This is a genomic window from Ruegeria sp. AG6, assembly GCF_056541565.1.
In genome coordinates this window covers 817551-838563 of the sequence record NZ_JBQFYQ010000001.1, presented here as the reverse complement: position 1 = coordinate 838563, position 21013 = coordinate 817551, and the positions used below count along the sequence as shown (strand labels likewise).

Annotated in this window: 18 protein-coding genes and 3 tRNA genes; 13 read left to right on the top strand and 8 right to left on the bottom strand. The window is 58.5% G+C overall.

The features are described 5' to 3' along the window. Entirely contained in the window at nt 1-1470 is a 1470-nt protein-coding gene (locus ACR0I0_RS04150; RefSeq protein ID WP_480490288.1) for a carboxypeptidase M32, read from the top strand. Between the two features lie 247 nt (nt 1471-1717). Continuing rightward, nucleotides 1718-2368, top strand: a complete 651-nt coding sequence (locus ACR0I0_RS04145) for an alpha/beta hydrolase family protein (protein WP_480490286.1) — start codon at nt 1718-1720, stop codon at nt 2366-2368. 155 nt (nt 2369-2523) lie between these two features. On the opposite strand, the gene trhA is transcribed toward ACR0I0_RS04145, so the two are convergent. Both trhA and gyrA read right to left on the bottom strand, forming a co-directional pair. Then, complete coding sequence (gene trhA, locus ACR0I0_RS04140) at nt 2524-3186, bottom strand: PAQR family membrane homeostasis protein TrhA (protein WP_480490284.1); 663 nt, start codon at nt 3184-3186, stop codon at nt 2524-2526. 131 nt (nt 3187-3317) lie between these two features. Beyond that, nucleotides 3318-6044, bottom strand: coding sequence for a DNA gyrase subunit A (gyrA, locus tag ACR0I0_RS04135; RefSeq protein WP_480490283.1), 2727 nt, complete (start codon nt 6042-6044; stop codon nt 3318-3320). Between the two features lie 193 nt (nt 6045-6237). Between gyrA and ACR0I0_RS04130 the strand changes: the two genes are divergently transcribed. Both ACR0I0_RS04130 and ACR0I0_RS04125 read left to right on the top strand, forming a co-directional pair. Then, a complete protein-coding gene (locus ACR0I0_RS04130; RefSeq protein ID WP_152458119.1) occupies nt 6238-6507 on the top strand; it encodes an usg protein in 270 nt (89 codons plus the stop codon). 99 nt (nt 6508-6606) lie between these two features. Next, a complete protein-coding gene (locus tag ACR0I0_RS04125; RefSeq protein ID WP_171723187.1) occupies nt 6607-7269 on the top strand; it encodes a lipid-binding SYLF domain-containing protein in 663 nt (220 codons plus the stop codon). Here the strand turns inward: ACR0I0_RS04125 and ACR0I0_RS04120 are convergent, their stop codons facing one another. Beyond that, nucleotides 7270-8223, bottom strand: coding sequence for a radical SAM protein (locus ACR0I0_RS04120; protein WP_480490281.1), 954 nt, complete (start codon nt 8221-8223; stop codon nt 7270-7272). Nucleotides 8224-8386: 163 nt separating this feature from the next. Between ACR0I0_RS04120 and zwf the strand changes: the two genes are divergently transcribed. From zwf to ACR0I0_RS04100, 4 genes are all read left to right on the top strand, one after another. Next, entirely contained in the window at nt 8387-9841 is a 1455-nt protein-coding gene (zwf, locus tag ACR0I0_RS04115) for a glucose-6-phosphate dehydrogenase (RefSeq protein WP_171632169.1), read from the top strand. Further along, nucleotides 9838-10509, top strand: a complete 672-nt coding sequence (gene pgl, locus ACR0I0_RS04110) for a 6-phosphogluconolactonase (RefSeq protein ID WP_171723189.1) — start codon at nt 9838-9840, stop codon at nt 10507-10509. The genes zwf and pgl overlap by 4 nt, the downstream gene beginning before the upstream one ends. A gap of 4 nt (nt 10510-10513) precedes the next feature. Then, nucleotides 10514-12124 (top strand): glucose-6-phosphate isomerase, encoded by a 1611-nt coding sequence (gene pgi / locus ACR0I0_RS04105; protein WP_480490279.1) that lies wholly within the window; start codon nt 10514-10516, stop codon nt 12122-12124. Nucleotides 12125-12304: 180 nt separating this feature from the next. Continuing rightward, nucleotides 12305-13924, top strand: a complete 1620-nt coding sequence (locus ACR0I0_RS04100; RefSeq protein ID WP_480490278.1) for a long-chain-fatty-acid--CoA ligase — start codon at nt 12305-12307, stop codon at nt 13922-13924. Between the two features lie 21 nt (nt 13925-13945). Here ACR0I0_RS04100 and ACR0I0_RS04095 read toward each other — a convergent pair. The 3 genes from ACR0I0_RS04095 to ACR0I0_RS04085 all read right to left on the bottom strand — a co-directional run bounded on the left by ACR0I0_RS04095 (nt 13946) and on the right by ACR0I0_RS04085 (nt 15213). Further along, nucleotides 13946-14020 (bottom strand) — tRNA-Asn (locus ACR0I0_RS04095). 127 nt (nt 14021-14147) lie between these two features. Next, nucleotides 14148-14222 (bottom strand) — tRNA-Asn (locus ACR0I0_RS04090). A 76-nt stretch (nt 14223-14298) separates the two neighbouring features. Further along, nucleotides 14299-15213: an MBL fold metallo-hydrolase gene (locus ACR0I0_RS04085; protein ID WP_480490277.1), complete on the bottom strand. Its 915-nt coding sequence runs from the start codon at nt 15211-15213 to the stop codon at nt 14299-14301. Between the two features lie 44 nt (nt 15214-15257). Here ACR0I0_RS04085 and ACR0I0_RS04080 point away from each other — a divergent pair, with 44 nt between their 5' ends. Together ACR0I0_RS04080 and ACR0I0_RS04075 are read left to right on the top strand one after the other, a co-directional pair. Continuing rightward, a complete protein-coding gene (locus tag ACR0I0_RS04080; protein ID WP_171723192.1) occupies nt 15258-16577 on the top strand; it encodes an ATP-binding protein in 1320 nt (439 codons plus the stop codon). A gap of 98 nt (nt 16578-16675) precedes the next feature. Then, nucleotides 16676-17233, top strand: a complete 558-nt coding sequence (locus ACR0I0_RS04075) for a hypothetical protein (RefSeq protein WP_171115717.1) — start codon at nt 16676-16678, stop codon at nt 17231-17233. A 53-nt stretch (nt 17234-17286) separates the two neighbouring features. Here ACR0I0_RS04075 and ACR0I0_RS04070 read toward each other — a convergent pair. Continuing rightward, a tRNA-Ile gene (locus ACR0I0_RS04070) sits at nt 17287-17363 on the bottom strand. Between the two features lie 106 nt (nt 17364-17469). Here ACR0I0_RS04070 and purM point away from each other — a divergent pair. The 3 genes from purM to rnd all read left to right on the top strand — a co-directional run bounded on the left by purM (nt 17470) and on the right by rnd (nt 20381). Next, the gene (gene purM / locus ACR0I0_RS04065; protein ID WP_171632187.1) at nt 17470-18516 is read left to right on the top strand and encodes a phosphoribosylformylglycinamidine cyclo-ligase; all 1047 of its coding nucleotides are present in this window, start codon (nt 17470-17472) and stop codon (nt 18514-18516) included. Then, complete coding sequence (gene purN, locus ACR0I0_RS04060; protein ID WP_480490274.1) at nt 18513-19109, top strand: phosphoribosylglycinamide formyltransferase; 597 nt, start codon at nt 18513-18515, stop codon at nt 19107-19109. The genes purM and purN overlap by 4 nt, the downstream gene beginning before the upstream one ends. A 114-nt stretch (nt 19110-19223) precedes the next feature. Beyond that, a complete protein-coding gene (gene rnd / locus ACR0I0_RS04055) occupies nt 19224-20381 on the top strand; it encodes a ribonuclease D (RefSeq protein ID WP_171723195.1) in 1158 nt (385 codons plus the stop codon). A 6-nt stretch (nt 20382-20387) separates the two neighbouring features. On the opposite strand, the gene ACR0I0_RS04050 is transcribed toward rnd, so the two are convergent. Then, the gene (locus ACR0I0_RS04050) at nt 20388-20918 is read right to left on the bottom strand and encodes a hypothetical protein (RefSeq protein ID WP_209832992.1); all 531 of its coding nucleotides are present in this window, start codon (nt 20916-20918) and stop codon (nt 20388-20390) included. Between the last annotated feature and the right edge of the window lie 95 nt (nt 20919-21013).

Sequence of the window (21013 nt, the reverse complement as noted above, 5' to 3'; positions counted from 1 at the left end):
ATGACCGCTTTCGACGAACTGATGGCTTTTCAGCGTGAAACCTCGGCATTGGGCCAGATTGCCGGACGATTGGGTTGGGATCAGGAAACCGTCATGCCGCGCGGGGCCGCGCCTCAACGCGCCGAGGAAATGGCAGCGATCGAGGCCGTCCTGCACGCGCGCCGATCGGATCCGCGCGTGGCAGAGTGGCTGGATCAGGCCGCGCCACAGGATGAAGTCGGAAAGGCGCAGCTTCGGGAAATCCGGCGCGCCTATGATCGGGCGGTCAAGGTGCCCGCTGATCTGGCCACGGCGATTGCCCGGACCACGTCCGCCGCACAGGGAACATGGGCACAGGCGCGCGCGGATGAAGATGTCTCGGCCTTCGTTCCCGTGCTGGAAGAGGTCGTATCGCTGAAGCGTCAGGAAGGCGAGGCGCTGGCACAGGGCGGAGACGTCTATGACGCCATGGTCGAGGATTATGAACCCTATACGACCGGCGCTCAGATCGCGGCCATTTTTGATGAAATGCGCCCACGTCTTGTGGCCTTGCGTGCGGCCGTTCTGGAACGCCCGGAACCTGCCGCGCTGACCGGAAGCTTTGACGAGCTGACCCAGATGCGGCTTACGCAAAAACTGGCGGTCGCCTTCGGCTATGACCTCAATAACGGCCGAGTCGACAAGGCGGTTCACCCGTTCAGCTCGGGTTCGGGCCTGGATGTGCGCATCACCACGCGAACCAGCGAAACGGACCCGTTCAACTGCTTTTATTCCACCATTCACGAGGTCGGCCACGCGGCTTACGAACAGGGGATCGACCGCGACTACCTGCTGACGCCGCTGGGGCGCGGCGTGTCCATGGGTGTGCATGAAAGCCAAAGCCGGATCTATGAAAACCAGCTTGGCCGTTCGCGTGCGTTTACGGGATGGTTGTTCGATCAGATGAAAGACGCATTCGGCGATTTCGGAATTGCCGATGCAGATGCTTTCTACGCTACCGTCAACCGGGTTCATAACGGTTATATCCGGACCGAAGCCGATGAAGTGCAATACAATCTGCACATCATGCTTCGCTTCGATCTTGAGCGCGCTCTGATGGCCGGGGACTTGCAGGTCAGCGAGCTGGAAGCGGCGTGGAATGACCGGTTCAAGGCCGACTTCGGTTATGCGGTCGACAAACCGTCGAACGGCTGTTTGCAGGATGTGCATTGGTCGGTTGGACTGTTCGGTTATTTCCCGACCTATTCGCTGGGCAATGTCTATGCAGGATGTCTGTATCAGGCACTGCGCGGCGCAGTTCCTGAACTGGATGCCCAACTGGCAGAAGGTGACACATCAGGCGCAACCGCTTGGCTGCGTGAACACGTCCAGCAACATGGCGGGCTTTATGCGCCACGCGAGATTATCCAGAGGGCGAGTGGAGTAGAGCCGGGGCCCGAACCTTTGCTGGACTATCTGGAACAGAAGTTCAGCGGATTGTACGGGCTGTGACGGCATGAAACGGTAGCCGATTGATAAGGCTTCTCGCCATTTGCGTTGCAACATTGGCTTTGGCTTGAATACTCAAACCAAGGCGTCGTGCAAAAAGTTTTCACACCTGTAACAAGCACAGGAATTCGGGCGCGCGGGTATTTCATGTATGGTTTCTGGGTGACAACCCAGTGTTTTGCGTCCGAAGGGCGAATGACTATGTCCAACCGTGATCTTTCTTCATGGATCGCAGGGAACGGGGCGGCGGGTGATTCAGAGTGCATTTCTTGTCAAGCCGATACTGGAGCGCGGGTATGCCATCGTCGCTCCGACCGCGCTGGAAATTGAATACCAAAACGGCCCGGGCACAGGGTGGGTTTGGAATGACGCATATTATGGCCGGGATGATTTTGAGTTCATTGCCAATATGCTTGAGGACGTGTTAGCTCGATTCCCCGTTTATCCGGCGCAGATCGTAACCACTGGCCATTCCCGAGGCGGATCGTTCGCTTGGTATCTTGCCTGTGCAGATATTGACCCACGTTTAATAGCCTTCGCCCCTATTGCTGGAACACCGGTGCGTGGCCAGCCTGGGGATTGTGCTTCAGCGGACTTCGATTTCGATATGTTCTATAGCCATGGTTATGACGACACGGTTATTCCATTCGCCGGTTCCGGATCTTCGTGGTCTGATCCGGGATATATGGGTGCAGTTGAGGCTACGTTAAGGCTCGCATCTTCTGCAGGCTGCCAAAAGGATGAAGTTGTTGAAATAGATAGCCATGATCAGCGCATTCTAAGCGGTTGTAAAACCGGTTCGACCATTTCGGTGATCGGTTATGAGGCCGGGCATGGCGTTCCAAGTGGCTGGAGCGATCTGATGCTTGACTGGTTTGAGACGGTGAATGCCTTGGTATAGGGGCTTCCAACACAAAACTGGACTGGTGAAGACGGAGAGATGGTCGCGGGACATGCCGCGCAATTTGTCTTCGGCTTCACGCGGAACCCTTTATTGGGCGACGCCAACTCTCGTTTTGCGCAAACTTTTTCCCTGACAAACACGAACAGGTTATCCTAAACGACCTGAACCAGTTCGATTCGGGCCGCGACGGCTGCAAAGAACAAAACGCTGCCGACCAACACAAATACGTGCCAGATCGTATTGTGGAACGGCAGCCAGTCCAGCAGGTAGAAGGCGACCCCGGCCGTGTACACGAGCCCTCCGGCAATCATCAGCGTGACGATTGTGGGGGACAGGTCTGCCAACATGGATTGCCCGGCCCAGATTACCGCCCAACCCATCAATAGGTATAACGCAAGCCCGAACCAGCGGAACCGGTTTGGGTCTAACATCTTGAGAACTGACCCAAGCGTTGCCGAGGACCACAACCCGAGCAACAGCCCGGGGGACTGAGCACCGGACAACAGTAAAAACGGCGTATAGGTCCCTGCGATCTTGACGTAGATGCCGGAATGATCGAGCCGTTGCAGAAACCCGCGCCATTCCTTGCTTTCGATCATGTTGTACAACGCAGAAAACGTCAGCATGAGTATCAACGTCACCCCGTAAATCGAGGCACCCAGTACCGCAGATTGATCATACCGGTAATTGATGGTCATCGTGATCAGCAGGGGAACCGCAATCAACGCACTCGAGACACCGAGCACATGGACCACCCCGTCGCTGATACGTTCTGTGCGGCTGTAAGCTGGTCGGATATGTGCAAATGACCACATATGAAAAAGCTAGGCGTCAGAATGGCTTCGGGCAAGCGGATCATCCCGAGAGCTATCGATATCGTGATCCAGAATGACAAAACGCCCGCAGAGCGAGCGTTTTGTTTCATATCCGTAATTAAGCGTGAGGATTATTCTTCGGTTTCCTCATCACCCTGATCGGCGATCCGGGCGACGCTGACGACCTCTTCGCCCTTGCCGGTGTTGAACACTTTGACCCCGCCGGCGCTGCGCGAGCGGAAAGAGATGCCGTCGACCGGAACCCGGATCGACTGTCCCTTGGAGGTGGCCAGCATGATCTGATCGTCGATTTCGACCGGGAACGAGGCCACCAGCGGGCCGCCCCGCATCGCCTTGTCCATCGCCATCACGCCCATGCCACCACGGCCGCGCACCGGATAGTCATGCGACGAGCTGAGCTTGCCGGACCCCTTGGCCGTGATGGTCAGGATCAGGTTCTCGGCCGCCGACATCTCGGCATAGCGTTCCTGCGGCAGGATGCTGTCGGCATTGCCGCCATCCTCGTCGGCGTCGGAGTCGTCGGTCACGCCGGCCATCAGGCGGCGCATTTTCAGATAGGCGGCGCGCTCGTCGGGGGTGGCCTCGAAATGACGGATCACCGACATCGAGACCACGCGGTCGCCCGCGTTCAGTCGGATGCCCCGCACGCCGGTCGATTTGCGCCCCTTGAACACCCGCACGTCTGTTGTGGAGAAACGGATCGCCCGGCCGGAATTGGTGACCAGCATCACATCGTCATCGTCCGAGCAGATGCGCGCGTTGACCAGTTCCACGCCCTCGGGCAGGTCCATCGCGATCTTGCCGTTGCGCTTGACGTTAGTGAAGTCGCTCAGCGCGTTGCGACGCACGTCTCCGGCGCTGGTGGCGAAGACGATCTGAAGGTTTTCCCATTCTTCATCCGGCACATCGACCGGCATGATCGCCGCAATGGAAACGCCAGTGGGAATCGGCAGGATGTTGACGATCGCCTTACCCTTGCCGGTGCGCCCCGACTGGGGCAGGCGCCAGGTCTTGAGCTTGTAGACCATCCCGTCGGTGGTGAAGAACAGAAGCTGGGTGTGCGTATTGGCCACGAAGAGGGTGGTGACCACGTCCTCTTCCTTGGTCTGCATGCCCGACAGCCCCTTGCCACCCCGCTTTTGCGCGCGGAAATCGGCCAGCGGCGTGCGCTTGATATAGCCGCCCGAAGTCACGGTCACGACCATGTCTTCGCGCTCGATCAGGTCCTCGTCTTCCATGTCGCCCGACCAGTCGACGATCTCGGTGCGGCGCGGTACCGCGAATTGTTCGCGGACGCTGCGCAGTTCATCAGCGATGATGCCCATTATGCGTTCGCGCGAGGACAGGATATCCAGGTATTCCTTGATCTTTGCGGCCAGGTCTTCCAGCTCGTCCGTGACCTCTTTGACGCCCAGTTGCGTCAGGCGTTGCAGGCGCAGGTCAAGGATGGCGCGGGCCTGAACCTCGGTCAGGTTATAGGTCCCGTCGTCGTTCATCTTGGACAGCGGATCGTCGATCAGGCGCAGATAGTCCGCGATGTCGGCGGCCGGCCAGCGCCGGGTCATCAGCTTTTCGCGTGCCTCGGCCGCGTCGGCCGAAGACCGGATCGTGGCCACGACCTCGTCAACGTTCGATACCGCCACGGCCAGACCGCACAGGATATGGCTGCGTTCCCGCGCCTTGCGCAGGTCAAAGGCGGTGCGGCGGGCAACGACATCTTCGCGGAAATCGATGAAGCTGGTCAGGAAACGGCGCAGGGTCAGCTGCTCGGGGCGGCCGCCGTTCAGCGCCAGCATGTTGCAGCCGAACGAGGTTTGCATAGGCGTGAACCGGTACAGCTGGTTCAGCACCACCTCGGGCGTTGCGTCGCGTTTCAGCTCGACCACCACCCGTACGCCGTTGCGGTCGGATTCGTCCTGAACATGGCTGACGCCTTCGATGCGCTTTTCGCGCACGGCTTCGGCGATCTTCTCGATCATCGAAGCCTTGTTCACCTGATAGGGGATTTCATCCACGATGATGGCATAGCGATCCTTGCGCAGCTCTTCAACGCGGGTCTTGGCGCGGATGATTACGCTGCCGCGGCCTTCCAGATAGGCCTTGCGCGCGCCGGATCGGCCCAGCATCACGCCGCCGGTCGGGAAATCGGGGCCGGGAACGTATTCGATCAGTTGCTCGGACGTCAGGTCCGGGTCGTCGATCAGGGCCAGCGTCGCGTTAACCACTTCGCCCAGGTTGTGCGGCGGGATGTTGGTGGCCATGCCCACGGCGATACCGCCGGCGCCATTGACCAGCATGTTGGGGAAACGGGCGGGAAGGACAGTCGGTTCCTTGTCCTTGCCGTCGTAGTTGTCCTGGAAATCGACCGTCTCTTTCTCGATATCCGCCAGCAGGGCTGCGGCGGGCTTGTCCATCCGCACTTCGGTGTAACGCATGGCCGCCGGATTGTCGCCGTCCATCGAGCCGAAGTTGCCTTGACCATCCAGCAGCGGCAGCGACATCGAGAAATCCTGCGCCATCCGCACCAGCGCATCATAGATCGCGCTGTCGCCGTGGGGGTGATACTTACCCATCACGTCACCCACCGGACGGGCCGATTTGCGATAGGCCTTGTCATGGGTATTTCCGGTCTCGTGCATCGCATAGAGGATGCGCCGATGCACCGGTTTCAAACCATCGCGCAGATCGGGGATCGCGCGGCTGACGATGACCGACATCGCATAGTCCAGATAGGACGTGCGCATCTCGGATTCGATCGAGACCGTCGGGCCGTCATAGACAGGGCGCTCGGGCGGGGTTTCATCCATGTTTTCGGGGATTTCTGGCGTATCGCTCACGTAAACTGCCCGTATTTTGTGCTGGGTCTATATCTTGTGGATGCACCTTATCAGACCCGGCACATAAGGTGCAAGCAAGCAGCGCTCCCCAAGGTTCGAATCCTCGGTAACACCCAAGTAACATATTGTTATCTAAGTATTAGGGGGTTTTCGTGCTAGCCTGAGAATACCGTGCAACAAACCGGAGGTCTGCATGAAGACAAGTGAAACCGAATTGATGCTCAAGGGCTATGGCCTGACAACGGCCGAATTTTTCTATCACATGCCCGATTACGTCCACGTCCTGAATACCTTCATCTGGCAGGAATATGACCTTGCGCCGGATCATCCGAAACTCTTCGAATTCATCGAGTTTTGGCAACGAGAAATAGAAGGGCCGCTGCATTCCGTGAAATTCACGCACCGCAAGATGATCGCACCGGGCGAGTGGCGCAACATGGTTGGTGAGTTTCGCGTGAACTGAGTGATCGGCCAGGTCCGCCTGTGCGTCGGAATTCCTGTTCTCATTTGAGGCAAGTCGCGTATGGTGACTGCCAATCTGATGGCGTCACAGGAAAAAACAATGATCAGAGCCGTTCTCTTTGTTGCAGCGCTTTGCATGAGCAGCCCCGTTTTTGCCGAGGGTGTTCTGGACAAGATCAAGAAAGGTGCCGAGAGCGTCGGGAAGACGATCGACAAAGGTGCCGAAGCGGTTGACGATACGATCACGTCCACTTCGGAGCTGCTGTCCAACGAGGCAACACCTGAAGAAACGCGCGCAAAGCTTGACGCGATGGCAGGCGAGATTTTGGATCAGCTTCTGGCGGAAAATCCCGATGCGCGGCCACTTTATGACGTCAGTGCCGGGTATGCGGTGTTCGACTCCCGTAAGGTTACGGTATTCCCCGTGTCGGCGGGCTATGGCCGGGGCGTGGCGGTGTCGAAAGACACCGGGCAACACACATATATGAACATGGGAACGGGCGGCGTTGGCGGCGCCATCGGCATCGGTGGTTTCGAGACCAAATTCGTGATCCTGTTCGAAACCCCTGCTGATTTGGATAAGTTCATAAACCAGGGCTATGACGCGACCGCAGAAACGGGGGCCATGTATGGCGAGGACAAAACGGGCGAAACCCTGCGTTTCACTGATGGACGCTCGTTCTTTGTTCTCAACAAAAAGGGCTGGCGCGTATCGGCCGGTGCGTCCGGCACCAAGTTCTGGAAATCGCCCGAGCTGAACTGATCAGCCAGAACAGCTGGCCCCGCCCAAAACGCAGAATTTGGCGCAATGAGGGTGGTTCAGATGCACGTCCGCCTCGGCCTCAGCCAGGGTATGACCCATCTCGAACTCGGGCTCATAGGGCAGCAGGGTACAGGCCAGGACAGCAGGTTTTTCGGCCCCCTTGCGTTTGACCACCATACGGGCGCTGGCGCACATGACGTCGTTGGGGGATTTGTCAAGAATTCCCCAGCACGCGGTGGTGATTTCTGGAACCTCGACAGTTTCGTCCATTTCGGGAAACAGAACGGTCTGAGCCGGGTTCTGCGGGTCAATGTCAAATCTGTGCCTGGCAAAGAACCTGGCATAGCCCGCACGGCTTTCCGCGTCTGACTCCCCCCAGACCGTACGCCCGGCGATGGCCATGTTGAAACCGTGGTCGCGCAACCATTCCATACCGGCCAGGGTTTTGTCGAAACTGCCGTCACCGCGTTCTTCGTCATGCAGGGCCGGGCGGAAGTGATCGACCGAAACGCGCAGAGTCAACATGTGGTTGAATTCCTTTTGCAATCCCAGCAACCCGTCGCGCATTTTGCGGCGCATCATCGGCGCCATTGCGTTGGTCAGAATCAGAACCTTGTACCCTCGTTCCAGCGCGGCGCGTGTCATGTCGATCATGTCCGGGTTCATGAACGGCTCACCGCCCGTGAACCCGATCTCGTGCACGGGCCAGTTGCGAGCTTCGATCTGATCAAGGTAGTTCCGGACCTCGTCAGCGGTGATGTAAACCAAAGCGTCATTGGTCGGGCTGCTGGCGATATAGCAGTTCACGCATTCGATATTGCACAAAGTGCCCGTATTGAACCAAAGGGTCTCGGGCCGTGTCAGGGAAACCTTTGCGCGGGTCTGGCCGTCAGCTGTCACCGATTTGTTTTGAAACTTGCCGATATTGGCGAGCTGTGGGGCGTTGTCTTTCATTCCCGCATCCGGTTCTTAAAGGTCATCAATCCGATCTAGCCCTTTGTCGCGGATTTGGTAAGGGTGACGCAGCGGTTCTGACAGAGTTTTGAACAGAGTGATTTATTGCCGTATGGTTGCGCTAACATTGGACATGCCGGAAGGGGCGGGGTAAGGACAATTCATGGTTTCACGCGTCATACCTGTTGATCCCTTTGATCTGATCATTTTCGGCGGCACCGGCGATCTGGCGCAGCGCAAGATTCTGCCCGCGCTTTACCGTCGGTTTTGCGCCGGGCAATGGCATGAGGATGCCAGGATTATCGCAGCAGCGCGTGCGGGCCATTCCGCAGAAGATTTCCGGCAGATGGTCGCAGAATCGCTGCACCGGCATGCTGCGGTCCGCGCTTCGGAGTCCCAGAGAGTGTCCCGTTTTCTACAGCGGGTCGATTATGTCCCGCTGGATGCAGTATCAGCCGAAGGATGGGACCTGCTGGGTGAAAAACTGTCGCCTAACCGCGTGCGCGCGTTCTATTTCTCGGTCGGCCCAAGCCTGTTCGGCCCTTTGGCCGAGCGGGTCCGGGCCTATGATCTGGCGACCGAAGATACGCGCATCGTGGTGGAAAAACCGTTTGGGCATGATCTGGGCAGCGCGCGAGAGCTGAATGCCACACTGGCTGCGCATTTTGATGAAAGCCAGATCTACCGAATCGATCATTACCTGGGCAAGGAAACCGTCCAGAACCTGATGGCCGTACGCTTTGGCAATATGCTGTTCGAACCGCTGTGGAACAGCCAGTATGTCGACCATATCCAGATCACCGTTGCCGAAACCGTCGGCATCGATGGGCGCGAAGAATACTATGAACGCGCCGGCGCGATGCGGGACATGGTGCAAAATCACCTGATGCAGCTGCTGTGCCTGATTGCGATGGAACCCCCGGCAAAGTTCGATCCGGACGCGGTGCGAGATGAAAAGCTCAAGGTGATCCGGGCGCTTGATCCGGTGGAGCCGCATCACATCGTGCGCGGCCAGTTTTCGGCAGGGCCGGACGGGGCGGGATACCGCGAATGTGTCGGCAACCCACGCTCGACCACTGAAAGCTATGTGGCGCTGAAGGCGCATGTCAGCAATTGGCGATGGGCAGGCACGCCGTTTTATCTGCGTACGGGCAAACGGCTGGTGGCGCGTTCGTCGATTATCAATGTGATGTTCAAGGACGCGCCGCATTCGATTTTCGGGGAAGAGGCCGGGCGTCACGCCAATGCGCTATCGATCCGGTTGCAACCCAACGAGGGGATCACGCTGAAAGTGACGATCAAGGAACCGGGGCCAGGCGGGATGCGGCTGATCGACGTGCCATTGGACATGAGTTTCGCCGAAGCGCTGGGGCCCGAGAATCAAGACCCGCCAGATGCTTACGAGCGCCTCGTCATGGACGTGATACGGGGCAACCAAACGCTGTTCATGCGCGGGGACGAGGTCGAGGCCGCATGGGCCTGGACCGATCCGATCATCGCCGGATGGCTGGCGCGCGGGGACGTGCCCAAACCTTATGACAGTGGCAGCACAGGACCGGGCGACGCCGAGCTGCTGATGAAACGGGATGGTCGCCGCTGGCAGGGAATAAAGCCATGAACATTCAAGAATATGCCGACCGAGAAATGCTGGCCATCGATGTGGCAAACGCGTTGGCGGGTGAGCTTGAGACCGCTTTGTTGCACAATGACACGGTTGCATTGGCCGTCCCCGGCGGGACGACACCGGGGCCGGTTTTTGACAGCCTGTGTGCTGCCGATCTCGAGTGGGACCGTGTGCGGGTTCTGCCTACGGACGAACGCTGCGTGCCGGCTGATCACGAACGTTCGAACGAACGCCTGATCCGGGAAAGACTGCTGACCAACCGGGCATCCGTGGCACAGTATATCCCACTTTATGTTCCGGGCGCAGAGCCTGAATCGGCTTTGCCGGAAGTTGAATCGCTGATCGCGCCGGTGCTGCCTTTGTCGGTTCTTGTCCTCGGGATGGGGGAAGACATGCACACGGCCTCGTTGTTCCCCGGAATGGACGGGCTGGACAAGGCCCTCGACAGCCAGGCGCCGACCTTGATCGTCGCCCGGACCGATGTGCAGCCAGAGGCCCGGATTTCTTTGACGGCCCCTGTTCTGGACGGGGCTTTGTCGAAACATCTGATCATCTACGGGCAGGCAAAACGAGACGTTTTGGACAAAGCCATGTCGATGCCACCGGAAGAGGCACCGATCGCCGCTGTCCTCAGCGGCATGACGGTTCATTGGGCGGAGTGAGGCAATGCAGTTGGATGCTTTGAAGGCGCTTGCAGCGGCTGACCGCCGTATCGTCGACCTGTTTGCAAAGGATGCAACCCGGGCCGCGGCGTTTTCAGCCTCGACCGGGGATTTGCTGTTCGATTATTCAAAAACGCAGATCGATGAAGACGTGCGCGCAGCGCTGCTGCAAGTGTGTGAAGATGCCGGGCTTGCGACGCGGCGCGACGCCATGTTTACCGGGAAGAAGATCAACGAAACCGAAGGGCGCGCGGTGCTGCACACGGCGTTGCGCAATCTGGACGGTGGCCCGGTCGAAGTGGATGGTCAGGACGTCATGCCCGGGGTTCTGGACACGCTGCAACGAATGCGGGTCTTTGCCGAAGAAGTCCGCGGTGGTACGATTGTCGGGGCAGGGGGCAGCTTTACCGATGTGGTCAATATCGGCATCGGTGGGTCGGATCTTGGCCCGGTCATGGCCACTCATGCGCTGGCTCCGTATCATGACGGGCCGCGCCTGCATTATGTCTCGAACGTGGATGGGGCCCACATCGCGGACACGTTGCGCCCATTGGATCCTGCACGGACGCTTGTGATTGTCGCGTCCAAGACATTCACCACGATCGAAACGATGACCAATGCGCGCACGGCCCGCGCCTGGATGTCCGAGGGCGGAGGTGATCCGTCCCGCCAGTTTGCCGCCGTATCCAGCGCGCTGGAAAAGACGCAGGCTTTCGGCATCCCCGAGGCGCATGTATTTGGTTTCGCTGATTGGGTGGGTGGGCGTTATTCGGTCTGGGGGCCGGTCGGATTGCCGGTCATGATTGCCGTCGGTTCAAATGCATTTGATGCGTTTCTGCGAGGCGGGCAGGCGATGGATCTGCATTTCCGCTCGGCGGATTGGGTGGAAAACATGCCTGTGATGCTGGCGCTGGTCGGCATCTGGCACCGTCAGGTTCTGGGTTGCACCAGCCGCGCTGTGCTGCCCTATGATCAGCGGCTGCTGCGCCTGCCGGCCTATCTCCAGCAGTTGGAAATGGAATCGAATGGCAAATCTGTCGCGATGGACGGATCTGCGCTGGCTGCCCCTTCCGGGCCGGTGGTCTGGGGAGAGCCGGGCACCAACGGCCAGCATGCGTTCTATCAGCTGATCCATCAGGGGACGGATGTCATTCCCTGCGAATTCATGGTCGCCGCCGAAGGGCACGAACCCGAGTTGACCCACCATCACCGCCTGCTTTTGGCCAACTGTCTGGCCCAGTCAGAGGCTTTGATGCGTGGCCGGTCTTTGGATGAAGCCCGTGAACGCGTGGCGGAAAAAGGCCTTGATGGCGACGAACTTGACCGGCAGGCGCGACACCGCGTGTTCCCGGGCAACCGCCCTTCCACGACGCTGATCTATCCGAAGCTTACACCGTTCGTTCTGGGGCAGATTATCGCGCTGTACGAACATCGTGTGTTCGTTGAAGGTGTTCTGCTGGGCATCAATTCCTTTGATCAGTGGGGTGTGGAATTGGGCAAAGAACTTGCCAACTCGCTCGGACCTGTCGTGGATGGTGTTGCCAGTGCTGACGGTAAAGACGGATCAACCGCCGCATTGGTCGCCTACGCGCTGAAACACCGAAACCAAGAGTGAAAAAATACCGCCCACGGCCGTGTTGGGCTGCATTCTTTTATTGTCAGACAATTAAATGATTGGCAGGGTTCCTCCGTAGGAAACGACTGCATTGACGCATCGGGTCACGCCCCAAGCCGTCAATGCCAGATGGACAAGGCAGAGGCCATCCAAGGTCTCGCCAAGGACGGGAGGATGTCCATGCTAGGACAGATGATGACGCAGCCCTTGCTGGTTTCGTCGCTGATCGATCACGCAGACCGCTATCACGGCCAGACCGAGATTGTTTCGGTTGAAACGGATGGAACGGTCACTGAAACCAACTGGTCCGAGATTGCGGTGAATGCCCGACGGATGGCGTCGGCCTTGACGAATCTGGGGCTGGAACCGCAGGACAGGATCGGGACACTGGCCTGGAACAATCGGCGGCATCTTGAGATCTATTTTGCCACGTCGGGCGCGGGCTATGTCTGTCACACGGTCAATCCCCGCCTGTTCCCCGAGCAGCTGACCTTTATCATCAACCATGCTCAGGACAGGGTTCTGTTCTTTGATGCGACGTTCATTCCGCTGGTCGCCGCGCTGCATGACGCTTTGTCCGAGGTTCAGCATTTTGTTCTGATGGGGCCTCGCAATGAAGAGGCTGCGGCTCAGGTTCCTGATCTGAAGTTCTATGACGAGTTGCTGGAGACCGGGGATGCAGGTTTCCAATGGCCCGACCTGGATGAAAAGACGGCCTGCGGTCTGTGCTATACGTCGGGAACCACGGGCAATCCAAAGGGCGTGTTGTATTCTCATCGGTCAACACTGCTGCACAGCTTTGCATCGAACACACGGGATGTGATCGGGTATTCAGCGATGGATGTTGTTATGCCGGTTGTGCCGATGTTTCACGTCAACGCCTGGGGATCGCCCTACGCCTGCGCCATGTCGGGATCGCGGCTTGTGTTGCCCGGGCCGGATTTGCACGGCGAGGCACTGGTCAATCTGATCGACACCTATGGCGTGACTTTGGCCATGGGTGTGCCGACCATCTGGCAGGGCTTGCTGGCCCATGCCGCAGCATGCGGAACCGAACTCAAAAGCCTTGAACGTACGGTTATCGGCGGCGCCGCGTGCCCTCCGTCGATGATCGAAACCTTCCGCGAAACCTATGGCGTTGACACGGTCCACGCCTGGGGCATGAGCGAGATGAGCCCGCTGGGCACGACGAATTATCCATTGGCCAAACACCTGAAGCTGCCACCGGAAGAACAGCACAAGATCCGCCTGAGCCAGGGAAGACCACCCTTTGGGGTTGAGTTGAAAATCGTGGACGAAGATGGGAATGATCTGCCGCATGACGGCGAAACCCAGGGCGATTTGATGGTGCGGGGTCACTGGGTTCTGGACAGCTACTTCCAGTTGCAGGATCAGGATCTGTTGCAGGATGGCTGGTTCGCCACCGGAGATGTGGCCACTTTGGACCCGGATGGCTACATGACCATTCGCGACAGATCCAAGGACATCATCAAATCCGGTGGGGAATGGATCAGTTCGGTCGAGCTTGAGAACATCGCCGTGGCCCACCCCCAGCTTGCGACGGCCGCCGTGGTCGGTGTTCCGCATCCGAAATGGGATGAACGCCCCTTGCTGGTTGCTGTCAAAGCCGATGGTGAAAATCCCGGCGAAGAGGATTTGCTTGCCTTTTTCGAAGGCAAAATCGCCAAGTGGCAGATCCCGGACAAGGTTGTCTTTGTCGACGCATTGCCGCTGAGCGCGACCGGAAAGGTATTGAAACGCAAGCTTCGGGCCGAGTTCGGCGACGCCCTGACAGGGTAGGTCTGCTGCGTTTTGGGGAATTGGCTCCGGCGGTAGGGATCGAACCTACGACCAATTGATTAACAGTCAACTGCTCTACCGCTGAGCTACGCCGGAACGGTTCGCGCCGTATAGCAATCCGGTTTCCAGACGTCCAGAGGGTGCGTGTGTTTTTCGACGAAAAAAACCGGCATAAATCGATGTGTTTTCTGACGCCAATGCAGGTCTGAACGAAGGGGGATTTTGGCTCCGGCGGTAGGGATCGAACCTACGACCAATTGATTAACAGTCAACTGCTCTACCGCTGAGCTACGCCGGAACTGAGGCGCATATAGCAACCCCGATTCCGGACGTCCAGTGGTTAAGTACGAGAACCATCAAAAAATTTTACTGTTTTAGCGAAGCCGCCGAAAAACAGATGAAACTGACAGTGGGCCAATGGGCGTCACTCTGTTTTTTCCAGTCAGATCAACGAGATGAGCGAAAACGTTGCGCTCGGCTGCGGGCAGCAATGCCGCTGGCGTATCCGTATAGATGCGCCCAGCCAGATGCCGCGCTGTCCCGTCTTCTTCTTCCAATGCGCTCAGAATCTGCGCCTCGCGGGTCTGGCGATGTGCAATCAGCCAGTCCAAACGTTGGGCAGGGCTGGTGATCGGTGCGCCATGGCCGGCATGGAAAACCGACCAGTCGCGCGCGCGCAGCCGATGGCAGGCAGTCATGAAGTCGGTCAGATCACCATCCGGAGGGGACACCAACGAGCTGGCCCACCCCATGACATGATCCGCCGTGAAACAGATGTTCTGCCAGGCCAGAGCAATGTGATTGCCCAGATGGCCCGGTGTGTGAATGACCTCAAGCTGCCACCCGTCGCCATTGATGGTCTCACTATCCGCCACTTCGACATCAGGGCGAAACGTGGTGTCGATGCCTTCGCCGCCGCCGGTCAGCCCCTGCGCGGCAAGATCGGTCATGACGGCGCTGCGCCCCGCCTCGGGCCCGCCATAAGCATAAATCGTCGCCCCTGTGCGCGCCGCCAGCGGAGCCGCCAGGGGTGAATGGTCCACATGCGTATGTGTGACAATGATATGGCTGATCCTTTGACCCGGCGCCAAGGAATCCAGAATTGCGTCCAAATGTGCCTCGCTTGCGGGGCCTGGATCGATGACGGCAATGTCGCGTTCACCCAGCAGATACGTGTTGGTGCCACGATAGGTCATCGGAGAGGGATTCGGGGCCAGAATACGCCGCAAACCCGGATGCAGTTCCTCTGGCTGGCCGACGGGCGGATCGAAATCATCTGGTGCCTGCATTCTGTGCTCTTTCTCTTGTCCGGGCAGCCCGTTAGGTTTAGCGCATGTCTTCGCACTGGCTCAAACCTTATATGCCTCGCAGTCTTTACGCCCGGGCAGCGCTGATCCTGGTTTTACCTGTGATCGTGTTGTTGCTGGTCGTGGGAATCGCGTTCCTTCAAAAGCATCTTGAGGATGTCACCGGCCAGATGACACGCGCGGCATCCCGCGAGGTGATGCTGATTTCGACAATGATCGAGGACGCGGAAACGCAACAACAGGCGCTGGCGTCGATTCGTCCCGATTTGCAGGCCCTTGAGATGAAGGCCAGGTTTCTGGGCGTCAACGAACAGCCTGAGATTGGCGCGCGGCGATGGTACGATTTCATCGCCCCGCAGGTCGAATCCGAACTGTATGCCAGGTTGCCCAATCTTGCCGCCGTGGCGTTACCCAGCAGCAAAGAGGCGCGGGTTTATCTGAAGACGCATCTGGGAGTGCTGCAATTGACGTTCGATCGGCGCAGGTTGTCGCCCGCGGCCCCGCATCAATTGATCGTCACCATGGTGTTCTTTGCGGTCATCATGACGACGATCTCGTTTCTTTACATGCGGAATCAATTGCGTCCCATTACGCGCCTCGCTGATGCAGCGCAGGCCTTCGGGCGGGGACGAATCGTTCCGTATTCACCCGGTGGAGCCATCGAGGTTCGTGCGGCGGGAAATGCGTTTCTGGATATGCGGTCCCGTATCGAACGCCAGATCGAGCAACGGACGTTGATGCTGTCGGGTGTCAGCCACGATCTGCGCACCCCGTTGACGCGCCTGAAGCTTGGACTGTCGATGTTGCCGGAAGACGAGGCCGCACCGTTGCAAAAGGATGTCACGGAAATGCAGTCCTTGCTGGATGCGTTTCTGGACTTTTCGCGTGGGGCTGCCGAGGGATCGGCGGAAGAGGTCCAACCGGATGAATTTCTCCGCCAGATCGTGGATGATGCAAAACGGGCTGGTCATCAGGCAGAGCTGATCGCGGTCGAGGGGCAGGGGACCGTCATGATACGCCCCTTGGCTGTACGCCGGGCGGTGGAAAACCTGATTGGAAATGCCATGCGCTATGGCAGCCGGGCCGAGCTCAGCCTGTTTCTGAACGCGAAATCGATGCGCATCCGTGTTGAGGATGACGGCCCCGGTATACCTGCGGACCAACGTACAGAGGCGGTAAAGCCTTTCACGCGGCTCGACCCGGCTCGCAATCAGAATCAGGGCAGTGGCGTTGGCCTTGGTCTTGCGATTGTGGCGGATGTCGCGCGCGCGCATGGTGGAGCTTTGCGTCTGTCGAAAAGCGAACGTCTCGGAGGGCTCTGCGCGGATATAATAATCGGACGATAGACCCCCCGTTATGTCTGCGCTTGGGGTTCAATTTTGTTAATTTGTCTTGCCATGGCATCCTGTCCCCATAGTTTTTTACTTTTTTGGGGGCGCATAGGATGGTTATCGCAGGATTCGTGAAATTGGCCGAAAAGGGGTTTGTCGGGTGCGCGACACTTGCGGCCCTGCTGCCTCTTTGGCAGTGGTATGACGAAACCGATGAAAGGCGGGTGGAACGTCTGACCGGTTTTATCGGGGCAGGCGATACATGTCTGAAATGGTTGCGGTCCGACCTGATCGAATCGTTGGCATCCGAGTTGTGGCATGCGTCGCAGCAGGACGTGGTGGATGGCGACGAGGATCTTGCACCTCTTCCGGTTCAGGTGCGTGCCAATATGGCGATATTTTGCGCCGAAATGCTGGACTATTTGCAGAATGACTTCGGCAAGTTCGACGAGCCTCTCGCCTATGATTATTACATGATGATCATGGATGCGTCGTTCTGGGTCGATCCTGATGAATTCGAGACCTATTTGGAGGCGGTGCATCAAGATCCGAGCCTGTCCGGCAGTCACGAGGATTACAGCTTTGGTGGGCGCGACGGCTATTCCTATGAATGGCAAGTAACCCAAGAGGAGCTCGACGCCTATTTTGGGTTCGAAGATTCGGACGGATAAGCCAGCGCATCAACGTCCAGACGGCAACAACCCACCTGGATGTCTCGGCGAAATGGTAGGCCCGGAGGGACTCGAACCCCCAACCAAAGCGTTATGAGCGCTCTGCTCTAACCAATTGAGCTACAGGCCCGCCTAGGCGCTTGGGTATCACGGTGAACAGCCGCGTCAAGCCTGACCGTTGCAACAAACGCCACAATCGACTAACCCGCCCGCAAAGCTTTCTTGAGGGACCGGACATGACAGCGGGTAAAAACGGAATCACCTATGCCGATGCAGGTGTGGATATCGACGCGGGCAACGCCCTGGTCGATCGGATCAAACCCGCCGCCAAGCGGACCAACCGCCCCGGTGTGATGAGCGGCCTGGGTGGATTTGGCGCGCTGTTCGATCTGAAGGCTGCCGGGTACCAGGACCCGATTCTGGTCGGTGCGACGGATGGCGTGGGCACCAAGCTGCGGATTGCGATTGATACCGGCGTCGTGGACGGGGTCGGCGTCGATCTGGTGGCCATGTGCGTGAATGACCTGATCTGCCAGGGAGCCGAGCCGCTGTTCTTCCTCGATTATTTCGCGACCGGCAGGCTGGATACCGATACGGCGGCGCGGATCATCGAAGGGATTGCCGAAGGCTGTGCGCAGTCTGGCTGTGCCCTGATCGGTGGTGAAACCGCCGAGATGCCGGGAATGTATCCTGATGGCGATTTTGATCTGGCCGGGTTTGCGGTCGGTGCGATGGAACGCGGCGCAGATCTGCCTGCGGGCGTTCAAGCCGGTGACGTACTTTTGGGTCTGGCCTCGAACGGGGTGCATTCCAACGGTTATTCGCTTGTGCGCAAGCTGGTCGAACTGTCCGGTCTGGGCTGGGATTCGCCGTCGCCCTTTGGAGAGGGCAATCTGGGTGAGGCACTTCTGACGCCCACACGCCTTTACGTAAAACCGGCTTTGGCTGCGGTTCGCGCAGGTGGTGTGCATGCGCTGGCGCATATCACCGGCGGTGGGTTGACCGAAAATCTTCCCCGCGTGCTGCCCCAAGGGATGGGGGCCCGGATCGATCTGGACAGTTGGCAACTGCCCCCTGTCTTCGGCTGGATGGCGAAGACCGGCAGTATCGTTGAGGCGGAAATGCTCAAGACCTTCAATTGCGGTATCGGCCTTATTGTCGTGTGCGCCGCGGAAAAGGCGGATGAGCTGTCGGCCCTGCTGGCGGATGCCGGTGAAACCGTCGCTCGGATCGGTGCCGTCACGGAAACGCCCGGCGTTGCCTATTCGGGCAAACTGCTGTGAGCCAGAAGCGCGTCGCGATCCTGATCTCCGGGGGCGGGTCGAACATGGTGTCGCTTGTTGACAGCATGACCAAAGATCATCCGGCGCGGCCCTGTTTGGTGTTGTCCAATGATGCGCAGGCAGGCGGGCTGAAAAAAGCTGCGGACCGTGGCATTCCGACCGCAGTGGTTGATCATCGCCCTTTCAAGGGGGACCGCAGCGCCTTTGAAGCCGAGCTTTTGCAGCCCCTGCAAGAGGCGCAAACCGACATTGTCTGTCTGGCCGGCTTTATGCGGGTTCTGACAGCGGATTTCGTGTCTCGGTTTCAAGGCCGGATGCTGAATATCCACCCTTCATTATTGCCAAAATACAAAGGGTTACACACCCATGCCCGCGCGATTCAAGCCGGAGATTCCGAACACGGCTGCTCGGTGCATGAGGTGACGGCGGCACTGGATGATGGCCCGATTCTGGGTCAGGCACGGGTCCCGATCAAAGCCGATGATACACCGGAATCGCTGGCTGCGCGGGTGCTGGTTTGGGAGCATAAACTCTACCCCGAAGTGCTGCGGCGCTTTGCAGAAGGCAACAGGTCGCCCGTCCTGTTGCCGTGAACGCTCTGTGGGTGATTTACACCCGTGTAATAATCGGCCTATGGTCGTCGACGACGCTCGGGACGAGGACAAAAACGGGCAGGCACAAAAACAAGAGCGATACTAGTACGGCGCATGAAAACCCTGACGACGACGCAAGAGCTGGCCGATTTCTGTAAGGCCGCCGAAGGCTATCCCTATATCACGGTCGACACCGAATTTCTGCGTGAGCGGACGTACTACTCCAAGCTGTGTCTGGTGCAATTGGCTGTCCCGTCCGAGGATGAAGACAGCGCGGTTCTGGTCGATCCGCTTGCCGATGGCTTGTCGCTTGACCCGCTTTACGATCTTTTCCGGAATGAAAGCGTGGTCAAGGTGTTCCATGCCGCCCGCCAGGATCTTGAGATCTTCTGGGTCGAAGCCGGCGTGTTCCCCAAACCGCTGTTCGACACACAGGTCGCAGCGATGGTGTGTGGCTTTGGCGAACAGGTTGGCTATGAAACTCTGGTTCGGAAAATCTGCAAGCAGGGCGTCGACAAGACCTCTCGGTTCACCGACTGGTCCCGGCGCCCGCTGACCGATGCTCAGAAAAACTATGCTCTTGCGGATGTGACCCATTTGCGCGGGATCTACGAGCGTCTGGCCGCAGAACTTGAAAAGACGCAGCGCAGCCACTGGGTTGCCGAAGAATTGCGGACGCTGACACAGCCTGCCACATATGACATCCGCCCCGAAGACGCATGGAAGCGGGTGAAAACGCGCACGAACTCGGCCAAGTTTCTGGCTGTGGTGCGTGAATTGGCGCAGTTTCGCGAATCCTATGCGCAGGAAAACAACGTGCCCCGGAACCGCGTATTCAAAGACGACGCGCTGATCGAGCTGGCATCGACCAAACCCAAAACACATTCGGATTTGGGCGGATCCCGCCTGTTGCTGCGCGAAGCCCGCAAAGGGGCGGTCGCCGAAGGTATTCTGGCAGCGGTCAAGCGCGGCGTGAATTGCCCGCCCGACAAATTGCCCAAGGTCGACACTTCGCGCGACAAGCTCAAGGTCAATCCGGCGCTGGCTGACCTGCTAAGGGTTCTGCTGAAGTCCAAAACCGAAAGTTCAGGTGTGGCGGCGAAATTGATCGCCACAAGTTCGGACCTGGATCAGATTGCAGCCGGCGAGCGGGATGTTCCAGCCTTGTCGGGATGGCGGTTCGAAGTCTTTGGCGAGGATGCTCTCAAGCTGTGCGAAGGAAAGATTGCCCTGGCGGCCAAAGGGCAGTCGGTCAAGGTCGTGTCCCTGTAACGGCGCTTACCGGCGCCGTGATTCCAGTGCGTTCTGTTGTCCGACCACGCGGACCAGCCGAATACCTTCCAGTTCCTGTTTCGAGATATTGATGGCGTCCGATACCATCCGAGTACGTTCCGACCCTTGCGGCGTCTCATAGCTGGGGTAGTTCACACGGAACACAAATTCCAAAGTTCCGTTCTTCTGGTTTTCTTCCTTTTCAACAGGAACCAGACGCGCGTTGAATGCCCCCTGCCGGACAGCCGTGCCAGACGCATAGATGATCGCGCCAGAGGGGGTCGGGTCAATGCGCAATTCGTCGATCTGACCAATTGGAATGCTGGTGTCTTCAGCATCGGGGCGGGAAAACAGGCCGGTTCCTCCGCCTTGCTTCGGAACCAATGCGTCGGCGGCATTTGGGTCGGGCGGTGTTTCGGCTTCGACAGATCTGCTGGATCCGAACCAGTTTGACGGGTTCACCCGAGAGTCACGCCAGCTGCTGCATGCAGTCAGGGTCAGCGTGGCGATGATGAGAACGGACAGAGATTTTTGCATGGACCCACAGACTTTCACACGAGTTCAGGCAATGGGTTAGCGCAATTTCTTCGCGTTGAAAAGCCACCGCGGGGGCTGGACAGTGGCGGGTCACC